Annotated in this window: 27 protein-coding genes; 15 read left to right on the plus strand and 12 right to left on the minus strand. The window is 43.8% G+C overall.

Features of this window, described 5'->3' with window-relative positions; translation table 11 throughout:
- Window positions 1-66: 66 nt before the first annotated feature.
- A complete protein-coding gene (locus tag Q4B82_RS00315; RefSeq protein ID WP_303064425.1) occupies window positions 67-846 on the minus strand; it encodes a tRNA threonylcarbamoyladenosine dehydratase in 780 nt (259 codons plus the stop codon).
- Between the two features lie 112 nt (window positions 847-958).
- Between Q4B82_RS00315 and Q4B82_RS00320 the strand changes: the two genes are divergently transcribed.
- The gene (locus Q4B82_RS00320) at window positions 959-1,429 is read left to right on the plus strand and encodes a universal stress protein (RefSeq protein ID WP_303064426.1); all 471 of its coding nucleotides are present in this window, start codon (window positions 959-961) and stop codon (window positions 1,427-1,429) included.
- Between the two features lie 96 nt (window positions 1,430-1,525).
- Here the strand turns inward: Q4B82_RS00320 and Q4B82_RS00325 are convergent, their stop codons facing one another.
- From Q4B82_RS00325 to Q4B82_RS00340, 4 genes are all read right to left on the minus strand, one after another.
- A complete protein-coding gene (locus Q4B82_RS00325) occupies window positions 1,526-2,098 on the minus strand; it encodes a carbonic anhydrase (RefSeq protein ID WP_303064427.1) in 573 nt (190 codons plus the stop codon).
- 67 nt (window positions 2,099-2,165) lie between these two features.
- Window positions 2,166-3,515 carry a transcription termination factor Rho gene (gene rho / locus Q4B82_RS00330; RefSeq protein WP_303064428.1) on the minus strand — a complete coding sequence of 450 codons (1,350 nt, stop codon included), beginning with the start codon at window positions 3,513-3,515 and terminating at the stop codon, window positions 2,166-2,168.
- A gap of 191 nt (window positions 3,516-3,706) precedes the next feature.
- On the minus strand, window positions 3,707-4,414 hold the full coding sequence (locus Q4B82_RS00335; RefSeq protein ID WP_303064429.1) for an SAM-dependent methyltransferase: 708 nt from the start codon (window positions 4,412-4,414) through the stop codon (window positions 3,707-3,709).
- 291 nt (window positions 4,415-4,705) lie between these two features.
- Entirely contained in the window at window positions 4,706-5,290 is a 585-nt protein-coding gene (locus Q4B82_RS00340) for a nucleoside triphosphate pyrophosphatase (protein WP_303064430.1), read from the minus strand.
- 275 nt (window positions 5,291-5,565) lie between these two features.
- Between Q4B82_RS00340 and Q4B82_RS00345 the strand changes: the two genes are divergently transcribed.
- The 4 genes from Q4B82_RS00345 to plsX all read left to right on the plus strand — a co-directional run bounded on the left by Q4B82_RS00345 (window position 5,566) and on the right by plsX (window position 8,067).
- Window positions 5,566-6,063: a DUF177 domain-containing protein gene (locus Q4B82_RS00345; protein WP_303064431.1), complete on the plus strand. Its 498-nt coding sequence runs from the start codon at window positions 5,566-5,568 to the stop codon at window positions 6,061-6,063.
- Window positions 6,064-6,091: 28 nt separating this feature from the next.
- On the plus strand, window positions 6,092-6,271 hold the full coding sequence (rpmF, locus tag Q4B82_RS00350; protein ID WP_303064432.1) for a 50S ribosomal protein L32: 180 nt from the start codon (window positions 6,092-6,094) through the stop codon (window positions 6,269-6,271).
- 122 nt (window positions 6,272-6,393) lie between these two features.
- Window positions 6,394-6,912 carry a phosphoribosyltransferase gene (locus Q4B82_RS00355; RefSeq protein ID WP_303064433.1) on the plus strand — a complete coding sequence of 173 codons (519 nt, stop codon included), beginning with the start codon at window positions 6,394-6,396 and terminating at the stop codon, window positions 6,910-6,912.
- A gap of 123 nt (window positions 6,913-7,035) precedes the next feature.
- Entirely contained in the window at window positions 7,036-8,067 is a 1,032-nt protein-coding gene (gene plsX, locus Q4B82_RS00360; protein WP_303064434.1) for a phosphate acyltransferase PlsX, read from the plus strand.
- 64 nt (window positions 8,068-8,131) lie between these two features.
- Here the strand turns inward: plsX and Q4B82_RS00365 are convergent, their stop codons facing one another.
- The gene (locus tag Q4B82_RS00365; RefSeq protein ID WP_303064435.1) at window positions 8,132-8,854 is read right to left on the minus strand and encodes a YebC/PmpR family DNA-binding transcriptional regulator; all 723 of its coding nucleotides are present in this window, start codon (window positions 8,852-8,854) and stop codon (window positions 8,132-8,134) included.
- A gap of 227 nt (window positions 8,855-9,081) precedes the next feature.
- On the opposite strand from Q4B82_RS00365, the gene Q4B82_RS00370 reads away from it, so the two are divergent.
- The 9 genes from Q4B82_RS00370 to Q4B82_RS00410 all read left to right on the plus strand — a co-directional run bounded on the left by Q4B82_RS00370 (window position 9,082) and on the right by Q4B82_RS00410 (window position 16,002).
- A complete protein-coding gene (locus Q4B82_RS00370; RefSeq protein WP_303064436.1) occupies window positions 9,082-9,390 on the plus strand; it encodes an ATP synthase subunit I in 309 nt (102 codons plus the stop codon).
- Window positions 9,380-10,252 carry a F0F1 ATP synthase subunit A gene (atpB, locus tag Q4B82_RS00375; RefSeq protein WP_303064437.1) on the plus strand — a complete coding sequence of 291 codons (873 nt, stop codon included), beginning with the start codon at window positions 9,380-9,382 and terminating at the stop codon, window positions 10,250-10,252. The genes Q4B82_RS00370 and atpB overlap by 11 nt, the downstream gene beginning before the upstream one ends.
- A gap of 58 nt (window positions 10,253-10,310) precedes the next feature.
- Window positions 10,311-10,556, plus strand: coding sequence for a F0F1 ATP synthase subunit C (gene atpE / locus Q4B82_RS00380; RefSeq protein ID WP_303064438.1), 246 nt, complete (start codon window positions 10,311-10,313; stop codon window positions 10,554-10,556).
- Between the two features lie 74 nt (window positions 10,557-10,630).
- Complete coding sequence (locus Q4B82_RS00385; protein ID WP_303064439.1) at window positions 10,631-11,101, plus strand: F0F1 ATP synthase subunit B; 471 nt, start codon at window positions 10,631-10,633, stop codon at window positions 11,099-11,101.
- Between the two features lie 4 nt (window positions 11,102-11,105).
- Entirely contained in the window at window positions 11,106-11,654 is a 549-nt protein-coding gene (locus Q4B82_RS00390; RefSeq protein ID WP_303064440.1) for a F0F1 ATP synthase subunit delta, read from the plus strand.
- A 10-nt stretch (window positions 11,655-11,664) separates the two neighbouring features.
- The gene (gene atpA / locus Q4B82_RS00395; protein ID WP_303064441.1) at window positions 11,665-13,212 is read left to right on the plus strand and encodes a F0F1 ATP synthase subunit alpha; all 1,548 of its coding nucleotides are present in this window, start codon (window positions 11,665-11,667) and stop codon (window positions 13,210-13,212) included.
- 34 nt (window positions 13,213-13,246) lie between these two features.
- Window positions 13,247-14,125, plus strand: a complete 879-nt coding sequence (gene atpG, locus Q4B82_RS00400; RefSeq protein WP_097113522.1) for a F0F1 ATP synthase subunit gamma — start codon at window positions 13,247-13,249, stop codon at window positions 14,123-14,125.
- Window positions 14,126-14,165: 40 nt separating this feature from the next.
- Entirely contained in the window at window positions 14,166-15,563 is a 1,398-nt protein-coding gene (atpD, locus tag Q4B82_RS00405; RefSeq protein WP_303064442.1) for a F0F1 ATP synthase subunit beta, read from the plus strand.
- A 13-nt stretch (window positions 15,564-15,576) separates the two neighbouring features.
- Window positions 15,577-16,002, plus strand: coding sequence for a F0F1 ATP synthase subunit epsilon (locus Q4B82_RS00410; protein WP_303064443.1), 426 nt, complete (start codon window positions 15,577-15,579; stop codon window positions 16,000-16,002).
- Between the two features lie 310 nt (window positions 16,003-16,312).
- Here Q4B82_RS00410 and Q4B82_RS00415 read toward each other — a convergent pair whose 3' ends face one another.
- The 4 genes from Q4B82_RS00415 to Q4B82_RS00430 form a co-directional block, all read right to left on the minus strand.
- Window positions 16,313-17,329 carry a PTS transporter subunit IIC gene (locus Q4B82_RS00415; protein ID WP_303064444.1) on the minus strand — a complete coding sequence of 339 codons (1,017 nt, stop codon included), beginning with the start codon at window positions 17,327-17,329 and terminating at the stop codon, window positions 16,313-16,315.
- Window positions 17,330-17,383: 54 nt separating this feature from the next.
- Window positions 17,384-17,965: an aminodeoxychorismate/anthranilate synthase component II gene (locus tag Q4B82_RS00420; protein ID WP_303064445.1), complete on the minus strand. Its 582-nt coding sequence runs from the start codon at window positions 17,963-17,965 to the stop codon at window positions 17,384-17,386.
- Window positions 17,966-18,179: 214 nt separating this feature from the next.
- On the minus strand, window positions 18,180-20,081 hold the full coding sequence (dxs, locus tag Q4B82_RS00425; protein WP_303064446.1) for a 1-deoxy-D-xylulose-5-phosphate synthase: 1,902 nt from the start codon (window positions 20,079-20,081) through the stop codon (window positions 18,180-18,182).
- 181 nt (window positions 20,082-20,262) lie between these two features.
- A complete protein-coding gene (locus tag Q4B82_RS00430; protein ID WP_303064447.1) occupies window positions 20,263-20,418 on the minus strand; it encodes a hypothetical protein in 156 nt (51 codons plus the stop codon).
- Window positions 20,419-20,568: 150 nt separating this feature from the next.
- Between Q4B82_RS00430 and tpx the strand changes: the two genes are divergently transcribed.
- Window positions 20,569-21,066 carry a thiol peroxidase gene (gene tpx, locus Q4B82_RS00435; protein WP_303064448.1) on the plus strand — a complete coding sequence of 166 codons (498 nt, stop codon included), beginning with the start codon at window positions 20,569-20,571 and terminating at the stop codon, window positions 21,064-21,066.
- 388 nt (window positions 21,067-21,454) lie between these two features.
- Here tpx and Q4B82_RS00440 read toward each other — a convergent pair whose 3' ends face one another.
- Window positions 21,455-22,135, minus strand: coding sequence for a hypothetical protein (locus Q4B82_RS00440; protein ID WP_303064449.1), 681 nt, complete (start codon window positions 22,133-22,135; stop codon window positions 21,455-21,457).
- A gap of 111 nt (window positions 22,136-22,246) precedes the next feature.
- Complete coding sequence (locus tag Q4B82_RS00445; protein WP_303064450.1) at window positions 22,247-25,267, minus strand: valine--tRNA ligase; 3,021 nt, start codon at window positions 25,265-25,267, stop codon at window positions 22,247-22,249.
- Window positions 25,268-25,384 lie beyond the last annotated feature (117 nt).

The following is a 25,384-nucleotide window of genomic DNA, read 5'->3' on the forward strand; positions in this document are numbered from 1 at the left end:
TCATCATGCATTAAGGCTGCCTGAAAGGGTTTCAGGCAGCCTTAAATTTGCGTGAGTTCGCGTTCATCATTTATTTTTAATAATGTGTTCAATCGCGGCAGTAGCGCAATGTAAACCGAAACTGGCTGTTACCAACATGCTCGCGCCATAGCCCGCACACGATAAACCTTGTGGTGCAGATGATGGGCTGCCTGAAACATCACAAGTTTCGGTTATTTGTGGTGGCGTAATGGCTTCGGTGGAGAACACACATGGCACACGCATTTTTTCGCCACCACGAGGAAAACCGTATTTTTTGCGTAGGGTGTAGCGCAAATTAGACAACAAAGGGTCTTGTGTGGTTCGGCTTAAATCGGCGGTTTGAATAAGCGCGGGATTGCGTTGCCCACCAGCACCACCGCTGATAATAAAAGCCTGTTTGTGTTTGATAAAATAATCAATCATGACGGCTTTAACACGAATTTGGTCTATGGCATCAATCACAAAATCAAAAGACTGCCTGAAAAGTTTGGGTAGATTGTGTTCATCAACAAATTCTTCTATTTCAATTACTTGAATATGTGGATTGATGAGCAGCAAACGTTCGTGCAATGCGCTGACTTTGGCTTTGCCAAAATCGGGTGTGAGTGCGTGTAATTGGCGGTTTACATTGGAAATGGCAATGTTATCCAAATCAATCAGCGTGAGCTTGCCCACGCCTGAACGCGCCAAAGCTTCAACCGCCCAAGAACCTACCCCGCCTACACCGACCACGCAAACGTGGGCATTTTGCAGCGCGGTTAAGCCTTGCGTGCCGTAAAGTCGGGCAATGCCACCGAAGCGGCGTGTGTCATCAGATGGGTGCATGGTTTGTCCTGAAACAAATGATTGTGAAAATTTTGCCGACAAAATATCGGGCTTGGATTATACTGCAAACCACAGGTCAAAACCTGTTTCACCATTTTTTAAGGAGAATGTGATGTACAAACATTTGGTCGTAGCCGTAGATGGCAGCAATACTTCTTTAAATGCCTTGAAACACGCGGCGGCAATTGCGGTTGCTGTGCAAGCACGCATGACTTTGGTAACGGTTGCCAATCCGAGTGAATACATGACTTTGGCACCTGAATTCTTGCAACACGAAAGCTATGAAGCGGCAGCGATTGCAGGTGGCAATGAGGTGTTGGCAGAAGCGGAAGTTGCCGCGAAGAATTTGGGTGTAAACAGTGTGCAAAGTCATCTTTTGGTAGCGGCAAAGGGTGCAAAAGAAATGGCGCAAGAATTGGTGGCTTATGCTGATGCCAATGGTGCGGATTTGATTGTGATTGGCACACATGGTCGCACGGGTTTGATGCATTTGCTGATGGGCAGTTTTGCGGAAACAGTGATGCGTCAAAGCCATTTGCCTTTATTGGTAATTCGCAGTAATCAAGATGATGTGGCAGAGTGATAATTTGGCTGCCTGAAAAACAAACGCACCATGATTAAAGTGGTGTGTTTGTTTTTTGTGTGGTTGTGGGAGGCAACGCTGAAATTAAGTCACATGTCAAATCGCACACGTTTCATTGCCATCAACTACAACGTTTAATTTGCCTGTGGTTGGGTGAATGACTAGACCGTGTACCGCAATATTGGCTGGCATCAATGGGTGTCGACGAATCACGCCAACGGTATGGCGTACGCTGTCTTCCACATTGTCAAAACCTTTGAGCCAACTGTCTAAATCAATGCCTGCATGACGCAGTGTGGTGATGCGGTCTTCGGGAATGCCATTGTCTTGGGCTTTGTGCAAAAAAGACGTGCTGTTTAAGCCGCGCATACCACAATCGTGGTGCGCCACCACCATGATTTCTTGTACACGCAATTCAAATACGGCTACCAATAAAGAACGCATGACTGAACCCCAAGGGTGTGTTACCACTGCGCCTGCGTTTTTAATTAATTTGGCATCGCCATTTTTTAAACCCAAAGCGGCGGGTAATAATTCTACCATACGGGTGTCCATACAGGATAAAACTGCCAATTTACGTTCAGGATATTTGTTGGTTAGAAATGCTTCATAACGTCCTTCTTCTACAAAAGTGTTGTTGAAAGACAAAATATTGTGCAATTCAGACATGGGGTTTGCTTTCGGAATTTAGCAGGTCTGAACTTTCAGGCAGGCTGCCTGAAAGTTGGGGCGTGTTTTAGGATTGACCAGATGGTGTTTTGCTACTGGTGCGTGGTTTACGTGTTTTGGGTGTTTGGGTTGTGCTGGTATTGCTGGATTTACTGGGTGAACCACCACGCATTAAATCAAAGAAATCATGATTGTTTTTGGTTTGTTTGACTTTGCTTAACAAAAATTCGGCGGCTTCCATGTCGTCCATTGGGTGAATGACGCGGCGTAACGCCCACATTCTTTGCAACTGTTCTTGTGGTACGAGCAATTCTTCGCGGCGTGTGCCTGATTTATTGATGTTGATGGCGGGGAATACGCGCTTTTCAGCCAAGCGGCGTTCCAAATTCAGCTCCATATTGCCCGTGCCTTTAAATTCTTCAAAAATCACATCGTCCATGCGGCTGCCTGTGTCCACCAGCGCAGTGGCGATAATCGTGAGTGAGCCGCCTTCTTCGGTGTTACGCGCTGCACCAAAGAAACGTTTGGGTCTGTGTAATGCGTTTGCATCCACACCGCCCGTCAGCACTTTGCCCGAAGTTGGCACAACCGTGTTGTAGGCACGCGCAAGGCGTGTGATGCTGTCCAGCAAAATCACGACATCTTTTTTGTGTTCCACCATGCGTTTGGCTTTTTCTATTACCATTTCAGCCACTTGAACATGGCGTTGTGCGGGTTCGTCAAAAGTGGACGCTACTACTTCGCCGCGCACACTGCGGGTCATTTCGGTAACTTCTTCGGGGCGTTCGTCAATCAATAAAACAATCAATTCCACATCGGGATTATTGGCTGTAATCGCGTGGGCGATGTTTTGCAACATCACGGTTTTACCCGATTTAGGGGGCGCAACCAACAAAGCGCGTTGCCCCAAACCAATGGGCGAAATTAGGTCGATAATGCGCCCTGTGATGTTTTCTTCGGCAACAATGTCTTGTTCTAATTTGAGTTGTTTGGTTGGAAATAGGGGGGTTAAGTTTTCAAACAACACTTTATGGCGACAGACTTCGGGGTGGTCGCCATTGACGCTGTCCAAACGCACCAGTGCGAAGTATTTTTCATCGTTTTTGGGAACGCGTACCGTGCCTTCAATGGTGTCGCCTGTGTGTAAATTGAAACGGCGGATTTGGTGTGGCGATACATAAATGTCATCGGGGCAAGCCAAGTAAGATGTGGCAGCACTGCGTAAAAAGCCGTAGCCATCGGGCAAAATTTCTAATGTGCCAGAACAGATGAATTCTTGTCCACTTTTCATCATTTCGCGGACAATGGTAAAAACAAGGTCTTGTTTTCGCAAGCGATTGGCATTTTCAATGCCAATTTGTTCGGCTTGGGCAAGTAGGGCAGTAATATGTTGGGTTTGAAGTTCTGAAACGTGCATGGTTCTTTTGAAATGTTTTAAAGTGGAATGACAACAACTGAAAATCAGGCAGCAACGTATATCAGGCTGCCTAAAAATAAGTAATGAGCTTGGTTTAAATGGAAAAAATTGCCTGAAATGGCATCAGATAATGAAGAAGTTGCAATTTTAAGTGCGTGGATATCATCAGTCAATAGTCAATGTTTTGTTGTTCAGGTAGCATACACAACGAATAAAGTCGGACGTTTTTTTAAGTCGGGTAGTTGTGGTATTTTGCGCCATTGAGCGACTTTTTGGCTGATGATGGTTTGTGTAGGTAAAGTCAAATCACACGCTACACATAAACGGGTTTCGGGGTGTAATACCGTAAGCGCATCAGCAAGTAAAGCATCATTGCGATACGGTGTTTCAATGAAAATTTGAGTTTCATCAGCTTGGCGTGAACGCTGTTCCAAGTCTTTCAGGCAGCTTAAACGTTCGGTTTTGTCGGCAGGAATATAGCCTTTGAATGCAAAACATTGTCCGTTTGCACCTGAAGCCATTAATGCCAATAAAATGCTGGAAGGTCCAATTAAGGGGCGTACTTCAAAACCTTCTTGATGTGCCAATGCCACCAAATTGGCACCAGGGTCGGCAACCGCTGGACAACCTGCTTCACTCAATAAACCGAGTGAGCGTCCTTCGCGTAAAGGTTGCAATAATTCAGGCAGCTTACTGGTGGGTGTGTGTTCGTTTAGGGTTTGTAAATGGAGTTCGCGTATGGGTGTAGTAACACCCAAATGTTTCAAATGGGCGCGCGCGGTTTTTTCAGCTTCAACCACAAAATCATTTAAACTGATGATTTGTTTTTGTTCGTGTGGTAACAGACAAGGGGTGTCGGCTGTGCCAAGTGGGGTGGGGATTAAGTACAGTATGCTCATTTTGTATTTGGAAAATGGTTGGTGGGTTTGAAAGTGTTTTCAGGCTGCCTTCTGCCTTGCAGTAAACGACAATTTTTGATATTACCACCAATTTTACTTCCTCTCTTATCAGTAGGAGAGGGGATTGGTTTCAGGTGGTTTCAAAGATTTTTGTCATATACTGTAAGGCGACCGAGATGTATGGTTGCCGCATTGTAAAAGCACTACTGTGTTGATCATGCTCTTAATGTATGATTTGTACACGATGGGCATGGTCGCCTTGTATTGCATTTTCACTTCTATGACTATTTTTTATAAAATGATAAAATTTTCTTCGTATAAAAAATCAATCAATTTGAAAATGGGTAATCCAATTAAGGCATTGGGGTCGGTGCTGTCGATGCGTTCCAACAAAACTGCACCCAAGCCTTCACTTTTTGCTGCGCCTGCACAATAAATCGCATCGGGTTCGCGTTGTAAATAATGGGTAATTTGTGTGTCGTTTAAAACACGCATTTTGACTGTGGTGTGGTCGGTGTGTGTTTTTAGGCTGCCTGAAACAGTATTAAGCAAACAAATTGCACTGTAAAACTCAATTTTTTGTCCCGATAATTGGTGCAACATATGTTGTGCATGGGCAACATTCATTGGTTTACCCAGTTGTTCTCCACGACAAAAAGCCACTTGGTCTGCACCGATGATTAGATGTTGCGGATAAGTTGATGCCAATGAACGAGCTTTGCCTTCAGCCAAACGTGCTGCAGTATCGGCAGCGGTTTCGTTGTTTAAAGGTGTTTCATCAAAATTGGGAATGGCAGCCGTAAAAGGTATGCCCAGTCGGTGTAATTGTTGCTGCCTGAAAACAGAACCAGAAGCGAGAATTAAGGGTAAACTCATGAGGAATTGGGTTTGTTATTTGTAAAGATGTGTATTGTATGTGGATTGGTGTGTTTGAATGAAGAGGGTTGTATAAGATTAAAGTAATTTATTGTTTATAAACTAAATTTAATTCAATACTTGAATTTGGATTTCATGCAGTGATTATAAGTTTAATCTGTAAATTGATTGTGTTGATGTTTAAATTAAAGCAGATGATTTCAAGCAGCCGATATTTTGTATTTTTACATGAAAATATTGACGATAAAGCAAGAAAATTATATGATGCTCCGTTTATGTTAAACCGAATATTGATTAACCCGCTGACTTTTGCGGCAGATAAAGCCATTTTACAAGGCGAAGTGGCTTTACAGGAATTAGACGAGCGTGTTTGTGTGCCTGAAATGGCAGAAACAAATCGCAAAATCGCATACCAAATTACAGGTGGTATTGATGTTTTACAACGTCCATTTTTGGATTTGTCTGTTTCAGGCGACCTGAAGCTGCATTGTCAACGCTGTCTGTTGCCCACAGATTTTCAGTTAAATGAAAATGTACGCATTGTGCTATTTTCTGATGAGGAAACATTGGATAATGCGATGGTTTCAGACGAAAGCTTGGAGGGTATGTTGCTTGATGAAGAATTGGACATGCTAACTTTGGTGGAAGATCAAATACTGATGGCTTTACCAATTTCGCCCAAGCATAATGATTGCGATGATGCGCATTTAGATAAGGTTAATCAAGGCAAGCCCAATCCTTTTGCAGTTTTGTCGGGTTTAAAAAAAGGTTAAATTTCATTTTTATTTTTAGGAGCTTGAAATGGCTGTTCAACAAAACAAAAAATCCCCTTCTCGCCGTGGTATGCACCGTTCACACGATGCTTTAACTGCCCCTGCTTTGTCTGTGAATACCACAACAGGTGAAGTTCATCGTCCACACCACATTTCACCAAATGGCATGTATCGCGGTCGTAAAGTGGTTAAAGCCAAAGGTGAATAATTTTTAAGATGAGAAAAGCCAGCGAATGCCAGTAAAAGCATCTCGTCTGGCTTTTTTCGTACATCGGTTTCACAGGTGGTAGCATTTGGTGCTACTTGGCTTGTATGTTGGAGTGTAGAAAAATGCATAAAGTTTGGTACAGTTATGATGATATTCATCGTGTTGTTAAAAAAGTTGCGACCCAGATTCAGGCAGCAGGGGTGCAATACGATGCCATGATTGCAATTGGTGGTGGTGGATTTATCCCTGCACGCATGTTGCGTACTTTTTTAGATGTACCCATTTATGCGGTTACAACAGCTTATTATTTAAATGAAACCGAAGGCAAAACGGCTGATACGGTGCAAAAAATTCAATGGCTTGACCCTATTCCAGATAATTTGGTGGGTAAGAACATTTTGGTGGTTGATGAAGTGGACGACAGCCGAACCACAATGGAATTTGTGTTGCGTGAATTGAAAAATGATGGTTTTGCGCACATTGGTGTGGCTGTGATTCACAATAAAATTAAAGAAAAAGTGGGTAAGCTGCCTGAGAACATTGCTTATTTCTGCGGTTTGGAAATTGAAGATTGGTGGATTAACTATCCTTGGGATGCAATGGATATTGATGCGCACAATCGTCGTGCAGCAGGTTCGTGATGAAAAGTTTTAATTGGGCTGTCTGAAAATGTTTCAGGCAGCCTAAACAATTTGAGTGCAATAGAATAAAAACACGGTTTGGCTGTTTCAGGCAGCTTGTAAATCATTTGGCGAGGAACAACCATGATAACAATTTCCGTAGATGGAATGGGAGGCGATATTGGATTGCCTGTGACTGCACCTGCTGCTGTTGCTTTTTTGCAACAGCAACCCAACGTGCGTTTAATTATGGTGGGCGATGAAGTGGCAGTAAAAGCAGCATTATTGCAAGCACAAGCCCCAATGGAGCGTATTGAAATCATTCATACTGATGAAGTAGTAGGTATGGATGAAGCCCCACAGGTGGCGTTGAAAAACAAAAAGCGTTCTTCTATGCGTTTGGCGATTGAAGAAGTCAAAAATGGTCGTGCACAGGCGGCAGTATCTGCAGGTAATACAGGGGCGTTGATGGCAACGGCGCGTTTTGTGTTGAAAACTTTGCCAGGTATTGAACGCCCTGCTATTGCCAAATTTTTACCTGCCGAAAATGGTCGTCGTGTGTTGATGTTGGATTTGGGGGCGAATGCTGATTGTACCGCAGAGCAATTGTGTCAATTTGCGGTATTAGGTAGTCAGTTGTCTGATGCGTTAAACCCTGAAAATAAACCTGCTCGCGTGGGTTTATTGAATATCGGCAGTGAAGAAATTAAAGGTACAGAAGCAGTCAAAGCTACTTTTCAGTTGCTGAAAAACAGTGGTTTGAATTTTGTGGGCAATGTGGAAGGCAATGATGTGTTTGTAGGTAAGGTGGATGTGGTAGTTGCAGATGGTTTTGTGGGCAATATTGTTTTAAAAACCATTGAAGGTGCAGTCAAATTCATGGGTGGTGAAATCAAACAAGAATTTAATCGCAACATCTTTACCAAGTTGGGTGGATTGGGGGCTTTACCTGCCTTACGCGGTTTTAAAAACCGTTTTGACCCGAGGCGGTTTAATGGTGCCATTTTCTTGGGCTTGCGTGGCGTGGTCATTAAAAGTCATGGTGGTGCAGATGCTATAGGTTTTACTTATGCTTTAGAAGAAGCGTATCATGAAGCGCAGTCGGCAAGTATGGGGCAGATTGAAGCAGGTGTGGCGGCATTTTTTGCCATACAGAACGCTGTTGAAGCAACATAAAAATTGAAAAAATGGCAACTTTAAAGTTGCCATTTTTGTTTTTCAGGCTGCCTGAAAAGAATTATTATGTAGCCAAAATGGCAGAAGTATAGACATTTTGTACATCGTCTAAATCTTCCAAAGCATCAAGCAATTTTTGCATTTTAATGGCATCATCACCTGTTAAAACAATGGTATTTTGTGCACGCATCGTTACATCGCCATCGTCAGATTTGAATCCTGTTTGCTCTAAAGTAGCTTTAATGCTTGCCCAATCGGTCGGTTCGGTAATCACTTCAATAATACCGTCTTCATCAGTGATGACATCGCTTGCACCTGCTTCTAGAGCTGCTTCAATTAAGGCATCTTCATCCGCATTGGTGAAGACCAAATAACCTTGATGAATAAAATTAAATGCCACACAACCGTCTGTACCTAAATTGCCACCATTTTTGGTAAAAGCATGGCGAACATCAGCAACGGTACGAGTTTTGTTGTCGGTCATGCAATCCACCATGAGAGCGGCACCACCAATACCATAGCCTTCGTAGCGTAACTCAATATATTCAACACCTTCAAGATTGCCAGTTCCTTTATCAATCGCCCGTTGTACATTGTCTTTGGGCATATTGGCATCCCAAGCTTTGTCCATTGCTAAACGTAAACGGGGATTGGAGGCTGGGTCGCCGCCTCCCAGTTTGGCTGCAACAGTAATTTCTTTGATTAATTTGGTAAAAATTCTACCACGTTGTGCATCAACACGGGCTTTCTTGTGTTGAATGTTTGCCCATTTGCTATGACCAGCCATAATGATTCTCCAGCTTTATTTAAGATAAATTCAAAGTTGCGAATTTTAACATAATTGATACAAGTGCAAAAATGTGACCTGAAAACTCACAAAATTTAACTGTTTCACTTGACGGCAATCATCTCTTTGATTATATTTGTACAGCTTAGAATAAGTGCTAGGGCAGTTAGAAGGCGGTTAGAATTTTGTTTGCGATAATCAAATTGCAATTTATTACAATTACAATTTTGTCTGCGTTGGCTTGGTTTATTGCAGGTAAACAAACGTTCATTTCACTTTTATTGGGTGGATTATGTTATAGTTTGCCAACTTTCTTGGCGGTATTTTTTTTAAACTTTTTGAAAAAGCGACCTGCTTGGGCTGGTGTCGGTTTTTTGTTAGCAGAGAGTTTAAAAATAGGACTGGCGTTGTTTTTGATGATTATGTTTTTTCTCTTTTATCAAGACATGAGATTTATCCCTTTTTTTGTTGGTTTATTGAGTGTCAGTCATTTTGTCTTTTTATTATTTTTGAGAGTTCATCGTTATGGCAAGTGAAAACATCACAGCAGCCGATTACATCAAGCATCATTTACAAAGTTTAACCAGTTTGTCGGATGTAACAGAAGGGCAAGGTTTGCGCAATATTGCCGACTTTTCATTTATCAATCTGGATTCGGTATTTTTCGCAATTGTATTGGGAATTTTGGGTAGCTTTTTGTTGTATCGTGGTGCAAAAACAGCAACTGCTGGTGTGCCAGGTCGTTTTCAGGCAGCTGTTGAAATTCTATTTGAATTTGTTGATGATATGTGTAAAAGCATCATTCATAATGCTGAATCGCGTAAAGTCATTGCACCTTTGGGTTTGACTTTGTTTGTTTGGATTATTTTGATGAACGCGATGGATTTTTTACCTGTTGACTTATTGCCTGTTACTTGGCAAGGAATGACAGGTGAGCATCATGCTTTATTGCGTGTTGTTCCTACTGCGGATTTAAATACTACTTTGGCGTTGGCAATTGGCGTGTTATTTACTTGTATTTTTTACAATATCAAAATTAAAGGTTTTGGTGGGTGGATGCATGAAATGTTCTCTGCGCCATTTGGCAGTAATCCTTTATTAATGCCAGCCAATTTTTTGATGAATATTATCGAGTTTTTGTCTAAAACAGTTTCGCATGGTATGCGATTGTTTGGTAATATGTATGCAGGTGAGTTGGTGTTCATGCTTATTGCTTTATTGGGTGGTGCGTGGGCAGCTTCTGGTGGCGTAAGTTTGATGGATCCATTCTTATTTTTGATTCATATTATAGCTGGTTTGGCATGGGCAATTTTTCATATTTTGGTTATTGTCTTACAGGCTTTTATTTTTATGGCATTGGCTTTTGTTTATATTGGTCAAGCGCATGATGCACATTGATGTGGTTTTTTAAACGCAGTACTTTTCTTTTACCTTTAATTTTTTTAGGAGTTTAATTATGGATTATTATGGTTTAGTGGCAATCGCTTGTGGTTTGATTGTTGCATTGGGTGCATTGGGTGCGTCTATTGGTATTGCTATGGTTGGTTCTAAATATTTGGAATCTTCTGCGCGTCAGCCTGAATTGATTGGACCTTTGCAAACTAAATTGTTCTTGATTGCTGGCTTGATTGATGCTGCTTTCTTGATTGGTGTTGCGATTGCCTTGCTGTTTGCTTTTGTTAACCCATTTACAGCTGGCTAATAGTCCGTCAGAACCGTTTCGGGCTGCCTGAAACGTAGCTGTTTGAGTTAAATACAAACACAAAGGTTAATAAAGTGAATATTAATGCAACCTTGATTGCGCAAATCATTGTTTTTTTTGGATTGGTTTGGTTTACAATGAAATATGTATGGCCACCAATTGCGAAAGCACTCGATGAGCGCGCCGATAAAATTGCTGAAGGTTTGGCTGCTGCTGAACGAGGTAAGAGCGATTTTGAGCAGGCTGAAAAGAAAGTTGCAGAACTCTTGGTAGAAGGGCGCTCACAGGTTGCTGAAATGGTGGGTAATGCTGAAAAACGTGCCGGCCAAATTGTAGAAGAGGCTAAAAACCAAGCTGTAACAGAAGCAGCGCGTATTGCAGCGCAAGCTAAAGCGGATTTGGAGCAAGAAATCAACCGTGCCCGTGAAGCCTTGCGTGAGCAAGTTGCAACGTTGGCAGTTAAAGGTGCTGAATCTATTTTGCGTCGTGAAGTAGATGAAAAGCAACATGCCAAAATGTTGAGTGCCTTAAAACAGGAGCTGTAAGCTTATGATTGAGTTCGCAACTGTTGCCCGTCCCTATGCAAAAGCCTTATTTGAGCTTGCAACTGAAAAAGAGCAAGTGCAAAATTGGTTGAGTGGTCTTGCAGAACTGGCTTGGCTGATGCAACAACCCAAAGTGGTGGAGTTAATCAGTCAAGCTGATAAAACAATTACAGAACAAGCAGATGAATTGTTGAATTTGCTGGGAAATAGTAAACCCACCAAAGACAAAGCATTCAAAAACTTTGTGTATGTGGTTGCGCAAGAAAAACGATTGGCTGTTTTGCCTGAAATCCATGCTCAGTACCAAAGTTTGGCATTGGCTGGCAGCAATACTAAAGAAGCCGTGATTTACACTGCTTTTGAGGTGGCTAGTGAAGGTCAAAGAGCAAAAATCATCAGTGATTTAGAACAACATTTTAATACGCGTTTACAAGCTACATTTAAACATGACCCCAATTTGATTGGTGGTATTAAGGTAGAAGTAGGCGACCAAGTATTGGATTTGTCGGTACAGGCTAAATTACAGTCTTTGTACACGACTTTGACAAATTAGGAGAGTTTTCATGCAGCTTAATCCTGCTGAAATCAGTGATTTGCTGAAAGCCAAAATTGAGAACTTGAATACCAAACACGAAATCCGTACGCGTGGTACGGTGATTTCTGTAACAGACGGTATTGTTCGGGTGCATGGCTTGTCAGATGTAATGCAAGGTGAGATGTTGGAATTTCCAAACAACACTTTTGGCTTGGCAATGAACTTAGAACGCGATTCAGTTGGTGCAGTTGTACTCGGTGAGTATGAACACATCAAAGAAGGCGATGAAGTGAAATGTACAGGTCGTATTTTGGAAGTACCGATTGGTCGTGAATTGGTTGGTCGTGTTGTGAATGCTTTGGGTCAGCCCATTGATGGTAAAGGTCCAATCAATACCAGCAAAACAGCACCTATTGAAAAAATTGCGCCGGGCGTGATTGCACGTCAATCCGTTGACCAGCCTATGCAAACTGGCATTAAAGCAATTGATTCAATGGTTCCAGTTGGACGCGGTCAGCGTGAATTGATTATTGGCGACCGTCAAACTGGTAAAACGGCGGTTGCTTTGGACGCGATTGTCAATCAAAAAGGCACAGGCGTTGTTTGTATTTATGTGGCTGTGGGTCAAAAAGCTTCTTCCATTGCCAACGTGGTTCGCAAATTGGAAGAACACGGTGCAATGGCGCACACCATCGTGGTAGCAGCAACTGCATCTGAAGCGGCAGCATTGCAATTTATTGCACCTTATGCAGGCTGCACCATGGGCGAATACTTCCGCGATATTGGCGAAGATGCGCTGATTGTTTACGATGACTTGTCCAAACAAGCAGTAGCTTATCGTCAAATTTCTTTGCTGTTGCGCCGCCCACCAGGTCGTGAAGCTTACCCTGGTGATGTATTCTACTTGCACTCTCGCTTGTTGGAACGCGCTGCGCGTATCAATGCCGATGAAGTGGAAAAATTGACCAATGGCGAAGTAAAAGGCAAAACAGGTTCTTTGACTGCCTTACCCATTATTGAAACACAAGCTGGCGACGTATCTGCATTCGTACCCACTAACGTGATTTCCATTACTGACGGTCAAATTTTCTTGGAAACCGATTTGTTCAATTCAGGTATTCGCCCCGCAATCAATGCAGGTATTTCGGTATCTCGCGTGGGTGGTGCAGCTCAAACCAAAGTCATCAAAAAATTGGGTGGCGGCATTCGTTTGGCATTGGCACAATACCGTGAATTGGCAGCGTTCTCACAATTTGCTTCCGATTTGGACGATGCAACACGCAAACAATTGCAGCACGGCGAAGTGGTTACTGAATTGATGAAACAAAAACAATTCAATACCTTAAATACGGCTGAAATGGCATTGACTTTATGGGCAATCAATAACGGTTCATATTCTGATGTGCCTGTATCAAAAGCTTTGGCTTTTGAGGCTGATTTCTTGGCGTATGTGCGTTCGCAACACAGTGATTTGCTTGATGCAGTAAATGCAGCAGGTGCATTGTCTGATGAACAAGAGAAAACACTGACAGAAGCCATGAAAGTGTTTAAGACTTCTAACAAATACGCGGCTTAATCCCCGAGTGATTTTTACAGAAGGAGTCTGAAACATGGCAGTTGGAAAAGAGATTCTTACCAAGATTCGCAGCGTACAAAATACGCAAAAAATCACCAAAGCGATGCAAATGGTATCAACCTCTAAAATGCGCAAGACTCAAGAACGCATGCGTTTGGCAAGACCTTATGCCGAAAAAGTCAGATTGGTGATGAACCAACTTGCCCAAACCAATGAATACCATGGTTTGAAAATGTTGGAAAGCCGCAGCGAAATCAAGCGTGTGGGTTTCGTTCTGATTACCACCGACAAAGGTTTATGTGGTGGCTTGAATGCCAATCTGTTGAAAAAATTCTTTGCCCAAGTACAAGATTACCAACAGCAAGGAATTGAAACAGAAGTGGTGTGTTTGGGCAGCAAAGGCTTGGCAGCTTGCCAACGCGTGGGTTTGAATGTGGTAGCAAGTTCAACCAACTTGGGCGATACCCCAAAAATGGAAGTTTTGCTTGGCCCTTTGAACGAGTTTTTTAAGCGTTATGAAAATGGCGAATTGGATACCATTCATTTAATCTACTCTGGTTTCATCAATACCATGAAACAGGAAACACGTTCAGAAGTGTTGTTGCCGATTGGTCAGCACATTTTGAATGAAAAAGTGGAATCAGACAGTAAGTTTAATTGGGACTATCGTTACGAGCCAAGCCCACAAGTGGTATTGGAATATTTGGTTCGCCGTTATTTGGAATCTGTGGTTTATCAAGCATTGTGCGACAATATGGCATCAGAACAGGCTGCGCGTATGGTTGCAATGAAAGCAGCAACCGATAATGCGGGCAATGCCATTAAAGAATTGCGTTTGGTGTACAACAAATCACGTCAAGCAGCAATTACCACAGAATTGTCAGAAATTGTGGCAGGGGCAGCAGCCGTTTAAGGCAGCCTGAAACTGTCTGAATAAAGATTAGGATACGATAATGAGCCAAGGCAAAATCGTACAAATCATTGGTGCAGTCGTTGATGTGGAATTTCCACGCGATGCGATTCCACGCGTTTACGATGCATTGAAACTGGTTGATGTTGAACTGACTTTGGAAGTGCAACAACAATTGGGCGATGGCGTGGTGCGTACCATTGCGATGGGCAGTACCGATGGTTTGAAACGTGGCTTAGCGGTCAATAATACAGGTGCGCCAATTACTGTGCCTGTGGGTAAGGCTACGCTGGGTCGCATTATGGACGTATTGGGTAATCCCGTTGATGAAGCAGGCGATATTGGTGCCGACCAATTCCGTGCGATTCATCAGCCAGCACCTAAATTTGATGAATTGTCCAGCACAACCGAATTGCTGGAAACAGGCATCAAAGTGATTGATTTACTTTGCCCATTTGCAAAAGGTGGTAAAGTGGGTCTGTTCGGTGGTGCAGGTGTGGGCAAAACCGTAAACATGATGGAATTGATTAACAACATCGCCAAAGCACACAGTGGTTTGTCCGTATTTGCGGGTGTGGGCGAGCGTACTCGTGAAGGTAATGACTTCTACCACGAGATGAAAGATTCCAACGTGTTGGACAAAGTGGCAATGGTTTACGGTCAGATGAATGAACCACCAGGCAACCGTTTGCGTGTTGCTTTGACAGGTTTGTCTATGGCTGAACATTTCCGTGATGAAAAAGACGAAAATGGCAAAGGTCGCGATGTGTTGTTCTTTGTGGATAACATTTATCGCTACACTTTGGCAGGTACAGAAGTGTCTGCTTTGTTGGGTCGTATGCCTTCTGCGGTGGGTTATCAACCTACGTTGGCGGAAGAAATGGGTCGTTTGCAAGAGCGCATTACTTCTACGCAAACAGGTTCGATTACGTCCATTCAGGCAGTTTACGTTCCTGCGGACGACTTGACTGACCCTTCTCCTGCAACCACATTCGCGCATTTGGATGCAACGGTTGTATTGAGCCGAGATATTGCTTCTTTGGGTATTTATCCTGCGGTAGACCCATTGGATTCCACTTCACGTCAATTGGACCCCATGGTTTTGGGTCAAGAGCATTACGATGTGGCGCGTGGCGTTCAATCTACTTTGCAAAAATACAAAGAGTTGCGCGACATCATCGCCATTTTGGGTATGGACGAGTTGTCTGATGAAGACAAATTGACCGTTATGCGTGCGCGTAAAATCCAACGTTTCTTGTCGCAGCCTTTCCATGTAGCGGAAGTGTTTACAGGTTCGCCTGGTAAATATGTGGCATTGCGCGATACGATTGCTGGCTTTAAAGCCATTCTCTCTGGCGAATACGACCACCTGCCTGAACAAGCATTCTACATGGTAGGCGGTATTGAAGAAGCTGTTGAGAAAGCGAAAACATTAGGCTAATAAGGAGGCTGGCATGAGCATCATGCAAGTTGAAGTGGTAAGTAACGAGAACAGTATTTATTCTGGCGAAGCAAGTTTCATTGTGGTGCCAACGGTAAATGGTGAACTGGGTATTTATCCGAGACATGAGCCGATTATGAGCTTGGTTCGTCCTGGTGTATTGAGATTAACCAAATCAAGTACAATGGAAGAAGAGTTGGTTGCTGTATCAGGTGGTGTGTTAGAGGTTCAACCTGATAAGGTAACAGTTTTAGCTGATATCGTTATTCGCAGTTCAGAGATGGACGCAGAACGTGCTGAAAAGGCTAAGCAGGCTGCATATGAAGCACTAAAAAATGCTTCTGATGATCATTCACAAGCCAAAGCGCAGGCTGCATTGGCAGCTGCGATTGCTGAATTAAAAGCATTAGAGCATCTTCGTGCTGCACATAAGCATTAATTTTTCTTGATTAATATAGAAGAGCCATTTTCCAGTTTAACTGAGGAAGTGGCTCTTTAAAATTTTCATTATAGTGATTGATTTTTCATATTTAACTGGATTTGTTTTACAATTAAGCACTATTCTTCAATTAAAATGAACATGTGGTATCGTCATTTCAAATTTAAATAATGCTAAATAATGCTGTGTTGTACTAGGAGCTAATAACAATTCAAAAAAAGCAAAGGTTTAAAGGTTTTTGTGTGGAAACAACATGTTAAATCTTTGCTTTTTTGAATTGCCAATAGTCCCTAATGTAGGATTCTGTTTTTTATTCGGTTTCCAGTTTTAAATCGCCAGCGCGTATCCAACCTTTGTGGCGAAAAATGGTTGCGATGAGCCAAGTAAGCAGCGCAGGCAGAAAAAAATGCAATAGGGCAATGGCAAAATAGGTTTGTGTGTTGTAACCCATGGCTTCTAATGTGCCGATTTGACCAATCAGTCCACTTGTCCCCATGCCTGCGCCTGTAGGGACATTTTTCATTTGGAAAATCAGTGTGGCAATTGGTGCGATGAGTGCGCTGCTGATAATAGGTGGTAAGCAAATTTGGGGATTTTTCATGATATTGGGCATTTGCAACATACTTGTTCCCAAGCCTTGACTGATTAAACCACCCCAACGGTTTTCTTTAAAACTCATTACTGCAAAACCCACCATTTGACAACAACAACCTATGGTTGTTGCGCCTGCTGCCAAGCCATTTAAGTCCAAAGCAATGGCAATGGCAGCACTGGAAATTGGCAAGGTTAATATCATGCCCATTAATATGGCAAGTACAATGCTCATGATAAACGGTTGTAAATCCACCGACCATGTGATGAAGTTACCGATTTCTTGCATGATTTGCGCTAAAAAAGGACTGACAAATTGGGCTGCGCTTATACCCGTTATGAGACTCACAGCAGGTGTAACCATGATATCCACAGGCGTGGTTTTGCTGACCAATTTGCCCATTTCACTGCCGATGAGGGCTGCTGCAAATGCGCCTACTGCACCACCCAAAGATGCACCTGCTAAACCTGTTGCTGTCGCAGTGAGCATAACCAAAGGAGGGGATTTCAAAGCATAAGCTACGCCAACGCCAATCGCGGCACCCATAGCAGCTTGGGCTTGTGTACCTGTTTCCATTAACCATGTCAGTTGCAGCCATGCGCCCAAATTTTTTAAAATCAAACCGATGATTAAGGAAGCAAACAAGCCCAATGCCATGTAATTGAGTGCATCTATGCCATAACGTTGGAATGAGAATTCAATGTTTTGGCGTTGTAAAAAAGTTTTGATGGACATAATGTGAAATTAAGTGAGGCTGCCTGAAACGTTCAGGCAGCCTTGTTTAAGTATTTAAACAGAAAAATGACGGTATTCGTCCAAAAAATTTTGGAGCATATCCAAGCCGTGTTCGGTCAGCAAACCTTCAGGGTGAAATTGAACGCCCTCAATTGGATAATCTCGGTGTCGCACACCCATGATTTCGCCATCTTCTGTCCATGCTGTTATCACAAGATGTTCAGGTAAATGGTTGCGTTCAATCGCCAAGCTGTGATAGCGCGTACAAATCACAGGATTAGGTAGATTGCGGAACACGCCGATATGTTTGTGCAACACAGGTGAGATTTTGCCGTGCATCAATGTTTGAGCACGTACCACTTTGCCACCAAACGCTTCACCTATGGTTTGATGCCCCAAACAAATACCCAAAATTGGGATTTTACCTGCGAAATGACGCATGGCAGCCACCGAAATACCCGCTTCTTTGGGCGAACAAGGACCTGGACCAATTACAATATATTGTGGTTTTAAGGTCTCAATTTCTGCCAATGTGATGCCATCATTAGGGAAAACACGCACATCTTCGCCCAACTGTCCTAAAAATTGCACAATGTTGTAGGTAAAACTGTCGTAATTATCAATAAACAGCAGCATGATTTTTTCTCTTGTGTTGGTGTGATAAACGATGATTTTCAGGCAGCGTGAAAACTCATTTCACAAAATTTTCAGAACCTGTATTCATAAGATTGATAGATGTATTTTTATTGCAAAATCATGCGAATACAAGGTAGATTTCATGTTGTTGGTGGTTCTATTAGCATGAAGATTCAACGTAGTAGGTGCGTGATTGGGCGATAGAAAGTTGCAATTAAGATTGTGATGAATACAGGTTCTCAATACGTTGCAATAATTTGTCTGCACTCAAATCCAAATTGTCCAAAATCACATTGGCATCGCCATGCTCGGTAACGATGTCGGGAATGCCGCACAGTAAAGTCGGTTTCAGGCAGCCGTGTTGCGCCAAAACTTCCAAAACCGCGCTGCCTGCACCGCCCATTTGGGCGTTTTCTTCCACGCAAACGATGTAATCGTGCGATTTTGCCAATTTCACAATCAAATCAACGTCTAAAGGTTTCACAAAACGCATATCGGCAACGCTGGCGTTTAATTGTTCTGCCACCGCCAAGCTCGGCTGTACCATGCTGCCAAAGGCGATGATGGCGATTTTTTCGCCTTGTTTGCGGACAATGCCTTTGCCCACTTCCACTGTGTTCAGGCTGCCTGAAACCGCCGCTCCGCAACCCGAACCGCGCGGATAACGCACCGCACTCGGTTGATTGAGCTGGTAACACGTTGATAATAAAAGGCGACATTCATTTTCATCGCTGGGCGTGGCAATGACCATATTGGGTACGCAACGCAAAAAGCTTAAATCGTATGCCCCTGCGTGGGTGGGACCATCTGCGCCCACAATGCCTGCGCGGTCTATGGCAAACATCACGGGCAAATTTTGCAATGCCACATCGTGCAAAAGCTGGTCGTAGCCGCGTTGCAAAAAGGTGGAGTAAATCGCCACCACAGGTTTGGCACCGCGACACGCCAAGCCTGCGGCAAAAGTAACCGCGTGTTGCTCGGCAATGCCCACGTCAAAATAGCGTGTGGGAAATTGTTGTTCAAATTCCACCAAGCCACTGCCTTCGCGCATGGCAGGTGTGATGGCGATGAGCCGTTCATCGGCGGCGGCTTGGTCGCACAGCCATTGTCCGAAAATTTGGGTGTAGGTGGGTTTGGGTTTGGCGGTTTCGTCTTTCAGGCTGCCTGAAACAGGGGTTTTGCCAATGGCGTGGTATTTCACGGGGTCGTTTTCCGCCAATTTGTAGCCCTGACCTTTTTTTGTGATGATGTGCAGCAGTTGAGGACCTTTGCGTTGGCGTAAATCTTTTAATACATCAATCAGTTGGGGCAGATTGTGTCCATCAATCGCGCCCGTGTATTCAAAACCAAAATTTTCAAACAGCGACAACGATTGTTTGATGTGTTCACTTTCGCTGGCGATGGCTTTGAATTTGTGTTCGGCTTTTTCGGCGATTTCTTTAACGGGTTCTTTGACAGGCGCAGGCAGCTTGTCCAACACTTTATTGGATTGCTGTTTCAATTCGTGCAACACGCCGTGCCAATCGCGCATCACGTTTCGCGCCAAATATTTGGGCAAAGCCCCCACATTGGGCGAAATGGACATTTCATTGTCGTTCAAAATCACCAATAAATTCACGTCCATATCACCAGCGCAATTTAAGGCTTCAAAGGCTTGACCTGCCGTCATTGCGCCATCGCCAATGATTGCCACGCTGCGTGCAGGGCTGCCTGAAAGTTTGTCTGCCACCGCCATGCCCAAAGCCGCGCCAATGGACGTGGACGAATGCCCCACGCCAAAATCATCGTATTCGCTTTCGCTGCGTTTGGGAAAGCCTGCCAAGCCACCGTATTGGCGTATGGTGTCCATGCGGTTTTTGCGCCCTGTCAAAATTTTGTGGGGATAGGATTGGTGTCCCACGTCCCAAACCAAATGGTCTTCGGGGGTGTTATAAACGTGGTGCAAGGCGATGGTCAATTCAATCACGCCCAAATTGCTGGCAAAGTGTCCGCCTGATTTGGAAACGCTGTCCAACAAAAATTCGCGCAATTCGCTGGCGAGTTGGGGCAGTTGGTTTCTCGGAATTTGGCGCAGGTCTTGTGGACTATTGATGTTATCAAGTAAGGGCGTGTTCATGGCAGAAGCAGTGTTATTTTTCTAGCGCGAGATTATAGCCTTTTCATGGAGAACTGGCTATTTTGTGGAGAAAAATTGGTTTAATCAATCAAAAGGCTGCCTGAAAATGATTTTGTATGCTGGAAATTAAAGTGAGGTGGGTCTCAGGCAGCTTGGAATAAGCCAAAATCAAAATCAAGCATCAGATTTTGCATGCACCGCCCACGCAATCATCGTCTTCTGTGGCAGTATCTACACCGTTTTCTACCATAATACCCTCAAATTGAGCCAAAGCCTGTTCCAAATTATCCCAATCTAAATCGGTTTCGTTGTTTGACTGTGTTGTGTTTGGATTCATGATGTTGACCTTAAAAGAAAAGAGAATAAAAAAACAAATGGGGTAATGTGTACCAAATTCAAGTTTACAGGCTGCCTGAAAACTTTTCAAATACCCTAAATTTGGCTATATTAAACGGTATTTTTCACAACCTTGATATTGAGGAATTTTATGGCACACATTACACTTGGCGGTAACGCTGTAGAATTAGCAGGACAATTCCCACAAACAGGCGACACGGTCGCGGATTTTGTGTTGGTGGGCAATGATTTGGCTGATGTAAAATTGGCGGATTTTGCGGGCAAACGCAAGATTTTGAACATTTTCCCCAGCATTGACACAGGCATTTGCGCGACTTCGGTGCGTGTGTTCAATGAAAAAGCCAGCCAATTGGACAACACGGTGGTGTTGTGCATTTCGGGCGATTTGCCGTTTGCCCAAGCGCGTTTTTGTGGCGCGGAAGGTTTGGACAATGTGAAAACTGTTTCCGCATTCCGTAACCGTGATTTCGCGCAACAAGTGGGCGTGGCGATGGTTTCGGGCGCATTGGCGGGTTTAACGGCGCGCGCGGTGATTGTCTTGGACGAAAACAATCGCGTTTTGCACAGTGAGCTGGTTCCTGAAATCAAACAAGAGCCGAATTATGAAGCAGCTTTGGCGGTTTTGTAATCAATTGAATTAAAAAAAGCACAGAACAAATGATGATTTTGTTCTGTGTTTTTGATTTTTCAGCTGCCTGAATAATACATCATCAACCAAATAATTCTGAATGTATTTTCAATCCGACCAATTGAATAATCCTGACCTTAATCCTATTGAACAAGTTTGGAGCTGGATTAAAGGATTAAGGCAAGATTGGAGATTGTATTGACAGGTTATTTTTTTATTTTATGTGGATTTGTGGTATTTTTTAAGTTCGTTTGGTATAGCCTGAAAATATAGCTTTAATTATAGGATAGTTGAAACAATATTGATTATTTAGTCAAATAAAAACGCAATATCATTCTGTACGATTGATATTGCATTTTTTAAATTTCCAGTCTACCTGACAATGTTTTTAGATATTATTGTTTTGGTAATTTTGTATGGTAACTTTAGGGGGATAAGAAATGAACTCGGTAATGCCTTTATTTAACCAATAAGTTATGCCATATACAACACCTGAAAAAATGGCGGCACCAAAAGCACCCGAAAACAGGCTACCAGATATGCTTGCTTCTTGGCTTGAGGTACTGGGTTGCAGATATGCCCATATACTCAATATGATAAATGAACCTATCCAAGCGATGCCACCCCATTTACAGGCAGAGAAATTTTTTGCAGCAGCATTCACTTTTTCCCAGCGTTGTTGTGGCAAAGTAACCAGTTTTTCAAGTTCATGATTTGTTTGAAATAGCAAAGGCTCATATTGGCCTAATGTTGCAACCACTTGTTTGCCCACGTTGCTACGTTGTGAGTAACTACCGTCTTTATTGGTTTTAACTTGATGTTGCTGTGCAAGCTGATGTGCTGAATGGATATTTTTTTGAAAATGCTGTTGCTTTTTGAGTAACTGAACAAATTCATCTTGTTCAGCTTCATTAAGCCAAAAATCATTTTCATCAGCACTATCTAATTTTTCTTTTGCGGAAAAATAACCCCATGCCAATAAAATTGGTGTGGCGATAATTGCTACTATTAATACGATGAGCAAAATACCGCCTACAACACCATCATCATTTTTCTTTTTTCTTGCCATGATATTTCTCTGATTAATGCCATATTATTGAGTGGGTGTAGAGTGCATATCACGTACCACCAATCCCACTATTTTAGAGATTCAGTGCGTGGTACGCACTCTACAATGATTTTACTTCAATTTATCCAACGCCACCTGAATTTTCGCCAATTTCTCTTGCAAATCAGCCAATTCCGCTTTGTCTTTTTCCACCAAATGCGCGGGGGCTTTGTCCACATAGCCTGCTTTGGACAATTTCGCGTTCAGTTTTTCCAAAGCCTTGTTCAGCTTTTCGGCTTCCTTGTTCAGACGCGCGGTTTCGGCGGCTTTGTCCACTTCCACTTTCAACATCAAACGCGCACCGTTGCACACGGCAACGGGCGCATCTTCGTGTTCAGGCAGCGTGGCGACCGCTTGCACTTCGGTCAGTTTTGCCAAGGCGGGCAAATACGCCAACAGTTCGCCCAAATCGTCTGCCGTTTCCACAAACAAGGGGGCTTTGATGTTGGGCGCGATGCCCATTTCGCCACGCAGATTGCGTACCGCGCCTGCCAAATCTTGCAAAGCGGACATTTTGCCAAAAGCGGCTTGGGTTTCGGCAATCGCGTTTTCGTCAAAAATGGGGAAGGGCGCAAGCACAATGCTGTCTGAAACTTTGCGCTCGCACATGGGCGCGATGGTTTGCCACAATTCTTCGGTGATAAACGGCATAATCGGGTGCAACAGGCGCAAACTCACTTCCAACACGCGCAGCAAAGTGTGGCGTGTGGCGCGTTGGCGGCTGGCGCAACCGTTTTGTAATTGCACTTTTGCCAATTCCAAATACCAATCGCAATAATCGTTCCAAATGAAGCTGTATAACAATTCTGCTGCTAAATCAAAACGATAAGTTTCATAGGCTTGGGTTACATCGCGTTCCACTTCGTTCAATCGCCCAATAATCCATTGGTCGGGGAAGGAGTAGGCGCGTGGCTCGGTGGCAAATTCGCCATAGCCGCAGTCTTTGTCTTCCGTGTTCATTAAGACGAAGTTGGTGGCGTTCCAAATTTTGTTGCAGAAATTGCGATAACCTTCGGCGCGTTTGAAATCAAAATTGATGTTGCGACCCAAACTCGCGTAGCTTGCCATGGTGAAACGCAAAGCGTCCGCGCCCATGGCTGGAATGCCTTCGGGGAAGAGTTTTTCGGTGGCGGCACGAACTTGGGGGGCGGTTTCGGGTTTGCGTAAACCTGTGGTGCGTTTTTCCAAAAGTTGTGGTAAATCAATGCCGTCAATCAAATCCACGGGGTCAATCACATTGCCTTCGGATTTGGACATTTTTTTGCCTTCGTGGTCGCGCACCATGCCGTGAATGTACACGGCTTTGAACGGCACTTTGCCTGTGAAGTGCATGGTCATGAACACCATACGCGCCACCCAGAAGAAAATAATCTCATAGCCCGTTACCAACACGCTGGACGGCAAAAATGCTTTCAATTCATCTGTGCTGATGCCCTTGTCGTCCCAACCCAAAGTGGAAAACGGCACCAGTGCGGACGAAAACCATGTGTCCAACACGTCTGCATCGCGGGTTAATTTAATATTTAAATCATTAGCTTGTTGAATTAAATGAGCGGCTTGTTTTTTTGCTTCATCGGATAACAGGCTGCCTGAAAATTCTTCAAAAAATACGGCAAAATCAGCATAAATCGCAAGCATTTGGGCATCTTCCTGACCATGAATGCCTGATAACATTTGTGTGCTTGATTTTTGATTAATCAATTGAAAATATGCTTCAATTTCACTATCCGCGACAAAAATATTGCCATTTTCATCGTACCACGCAGGAATTTGGTGTCCCCACCACAACTGGCGCGAAATGCACCAATCGTCCAATTTCCGCATCCATTCGTTGTAGGTGTTAATCCAATTTTCGGGGATAAAGTGGATTTGTCCGCTTGCAAAGGCGTGTTGCGCTTTTTGTGCCAAACTCATGCCTTTGAACTCGGAATCGGGTTCGCCGCCGTTGGGTGTGGCGTGCATGTCCACAAACCATTGGTCGGTCAAAAGCGGCTCAATCACGCTGCCTGTGCGGTCGCCTTTGGGGGTCATGAGTTTATGCGGTTTGGTTTCAATGAGATAGCCTTGTGCTTGCAAATCGGCAACGATTTTTTTACGCGCTTCAAAGCGGTCAAGCCCTGCGTATTGTTCAGGCAGCCTGAAACCCTGTTGCGCCTCGTTGCGATAATCAAAAACTTGCGTTTCTGATAAAACTTTCGCCTCTAAATCAAAAATATTGATTAAAAGCGTGTCGTGGCGTTTGCCGACTTGGTAGTCATTGAAATCGTGTGCAGGCGTGATTTTCACGCAGCCTGAACCGAAATCTTTTTCCACATATTCATCGGCAATCACAGGAATTTCACGCCCTGTGAGCGGCAAAATCACTTTTTTGCCAATCCAATGCGCGTAACGCGCGTCTTCGGGGTGAACGGCAACCGCCACATCGCCCAACAGCGTTTCAGGGCGCGTGGTGGCAACGGTCAAGCCTTCGGACGGATTATCGGCAAACGGATAGCGAATGTGCCACATAAAGCCATCGGTTTCCACGTTTTCCACTTCCAAATCGGAAACGGCTGTGCCGAGAACAGGGTCCCAGTTTACCAAGCGTTTACCGCGATAAATCAAGCCTTGTTGATGCAATTTCACAAACACTTTGGTAACGATGTTGGCGCGGGTTTCGTCCATGGTGAAATATTCGCGCGACCAGTCGGCAGAGCAACCCACGCGGCGCATTTGTTGGGTGATGGTACCGCCAGATTGTTCTTTCCATTGCCACACTTTTGCCAAAAACGCCTCGCGCCCCAAGTCATGACGTGAAATGTTTTGCGCGGCAAGTTGGCGTTCCACCACGATTTGCGTGGCAATGCCTGCGTGGTCGGTGCCAGGAATCCAAGCGGTGTTACAGCCTTTCATGCGGTAATAGCGCGTCAAGCCGTCCATAATGGTTTGGTTGAAGGCGTGTCCCATGTGCAGCGTGCCTGTAACATTGGGGGGCGGCAGTTGAATGGAAAACGCGTCTTTTTGCGCGAAATTGGGCTGAAAATAGCCGTTTTGTTCCCAATTTTGGTAATGTTTTTGTTCAATTTCGGTGGGGGAATATTTGGATAAAGTCATGTTTTTGCCTTGACAGTAAAAATGATGAAAAATGGGTGGATTATAGCGGAAAATGGGTGGGCAGGCTGCCTGAAAAGGCATTCAGGCAGCCATTTTTATGAGATTGGCTGCCTGAAA

Origin of the sequence: Alysiella sp., assembly GCF_030525755.1 — a bacterium.
In the GTDB taxonomy this organism is placed as follows: domain Bacteria; phylum Pseudomonadota; class Gammaproteobacteria; order Burkholderiales; family Neisseriaceae; genus Simonsiella.

Bases quoted from the DNA above. Each gene is read 5' to 3' on its own strand.
- Q4B82_RS00365 (WP_303064435.1), bottom strand. From the start codon at position 8,854: ATGGCTGGTCATAGCAAATGGGCAAACATTCAACACAAGAAAGCCCGT.
- plsX (WP_303064434.1), top strand. From the start codon at position 7,036: ATGATAACAATTTCCGTAGATGGAATGGGAGGCGATATTGGATTGCCT.
- Q4B82_RS00340 (WP_303064430.1), bottom strand. From the start codon at position 5,290: ATGAGTTTACCCTTAATTCTCGCTTCTGGTTCTGTTTTCAGGCAGCAA.
- Q4B82_RS00445 (WP_303064450.1), bottom strand. From the start codon at position 25,267: ATGACTTTATCCAAATATTCCCCCACCGAAATTGAACAAAAACATTAC.
- Q4B82_RS00355 (WP_303064433.1), top strand. From the start codon at position 6,394: ATGCATAAAGTTTGGTACAGTTATGATGATATTCATCGTGTTGTTAAA.
- Q4B82_RS00345 (WP_303064431.1), top strand. From the start codon at position 5,566: ATGTTAAACCGAATATTGATTAACCCGCTGACTTTTGCGGCAGATAAA.
- tpx (WP_303064448.1), top strand. From the start codon at position 20,569: ATGGCACACATTACACTTGGCGGTAACGCTGTAGAATTAGCAGGACAA.
- atpA (WP_303064441.1), top strand. From the start codon at position 11,665: ATGCAGCTTAATCCTGCTGAAATCAGTGATTTGCTGAAAGCCAAAATT.
- Q4B82_RS00420 (WP_303064445.1), bottom strand. From the start codon at position 17,965: ATGCTGCTGTTTATTGATAATTACGACAGTTTTACCTACAACATTGTG.
- atpE (WP_303064438.1), top strand. From the start codon at position 10,311: ATGGATTATTATGGTTTAGTGGCAATCGCTTGTGGTTTGATTGTTGCA.
- Q4B82_RS00390 (WP_303064440.1), top strand. From the start codon at position 11,106: ATGATTGAGTTCGCAACTGTTGCCCGTCCCTATGCAAAAGCCTTATTT.
- Q4B82_RS00320 (WP_303064426.1), top strand. From the start codon at position 959: ATGTACAAACATTTGGTCGTAGCCGTAGATGGCAGCAATACTTCTTTA.
- dxs (WP_303064446.1), bottom strand. From the start codon at position 20,081: ATGAACACGCCCTTACTTGATAACATCAATAGTCCACAAGACCTGCGC.
- Q4B82_RS00415 (WP_303064444.1), bottom strand. From the start codon at position 17,329: ATGTCCATCAAAACTTTTTTACAACGCCAAAACATTGAATTCTCATTC.
- Q4B82_RS00335 (WP_303064429.1), bottom strand. From the start codon at position 4,414: ATGAGCATACTGTACTTAATCCCCACCCCACTTGGCACAGCCGACACC.
- Q4B82_RS00440 (WP_303064449.1), bottom strand. From the start codon at position 22,135: ATGGCAAGAAAAAAGAAAAATGATGATGGTGTTGTAGGCGGTATTTTG.
- atpD (WP_303064442.1), top strand. From the start codon at position 14,166: ATGAGCCAAGGCAAAATCGTACAAATCATTGGTGCAGTCGTTGATGTG.
- Q4B82_RS00430 (WP_303064447.1), bottom strand. From the start codon at position 20,418: ATGAATCCAAACACAACACAGTCAAACAACGAAACCGATTTAGATTGG.
- Q4B82_RS00325 (WP_303064427.1), bottom strand. From the start codon at position 2,098: ATGTCTGAATTGCACAATATTTTGTCTTTCAACAACACTTTTGTAGAA.
- atpG (WP_097113522.1), top strand. From the start codon at position 13,247: ATGGCAGTTGGAAAAGAGATTCTTACCAAGATTCGCAGCGTACAAAAT.
- atpB (WP_303064437.1), top strand. From the start codon at position 9,380: ATGGCAAGTGAAAACATCACAGCAGCCGATTACATCAAGCATCATTTA.
- Q4B82_RS00315 (WP_303064425.1), bottom strand. From the start codon at position 846: ATGCACCCATCTGATGACACACGCCGCTTCGGTGGCATTGCCCGACTT.
- Q4B82_RS00410 (WP_303064443.1), top strand. From the start codon at position 15,577: ATGAGCATCATGCAAGTTGAAGTGGTAAGTAACGAGAACAGTATTTAT.
- rho (WP_303064428.1), bottom strand. From the start codon at position 3,515: ATGCACGTTTCAGAACTTCAAACCCAACATATTACTGCCCTACTTGCC.
- rpmF (WP_303064432.1), top strand. From the start codon at position 6,092: ATGGCTGTTCAACAAAACAAAAAATCCCCTTCTCGCCGTGGTATGCAC.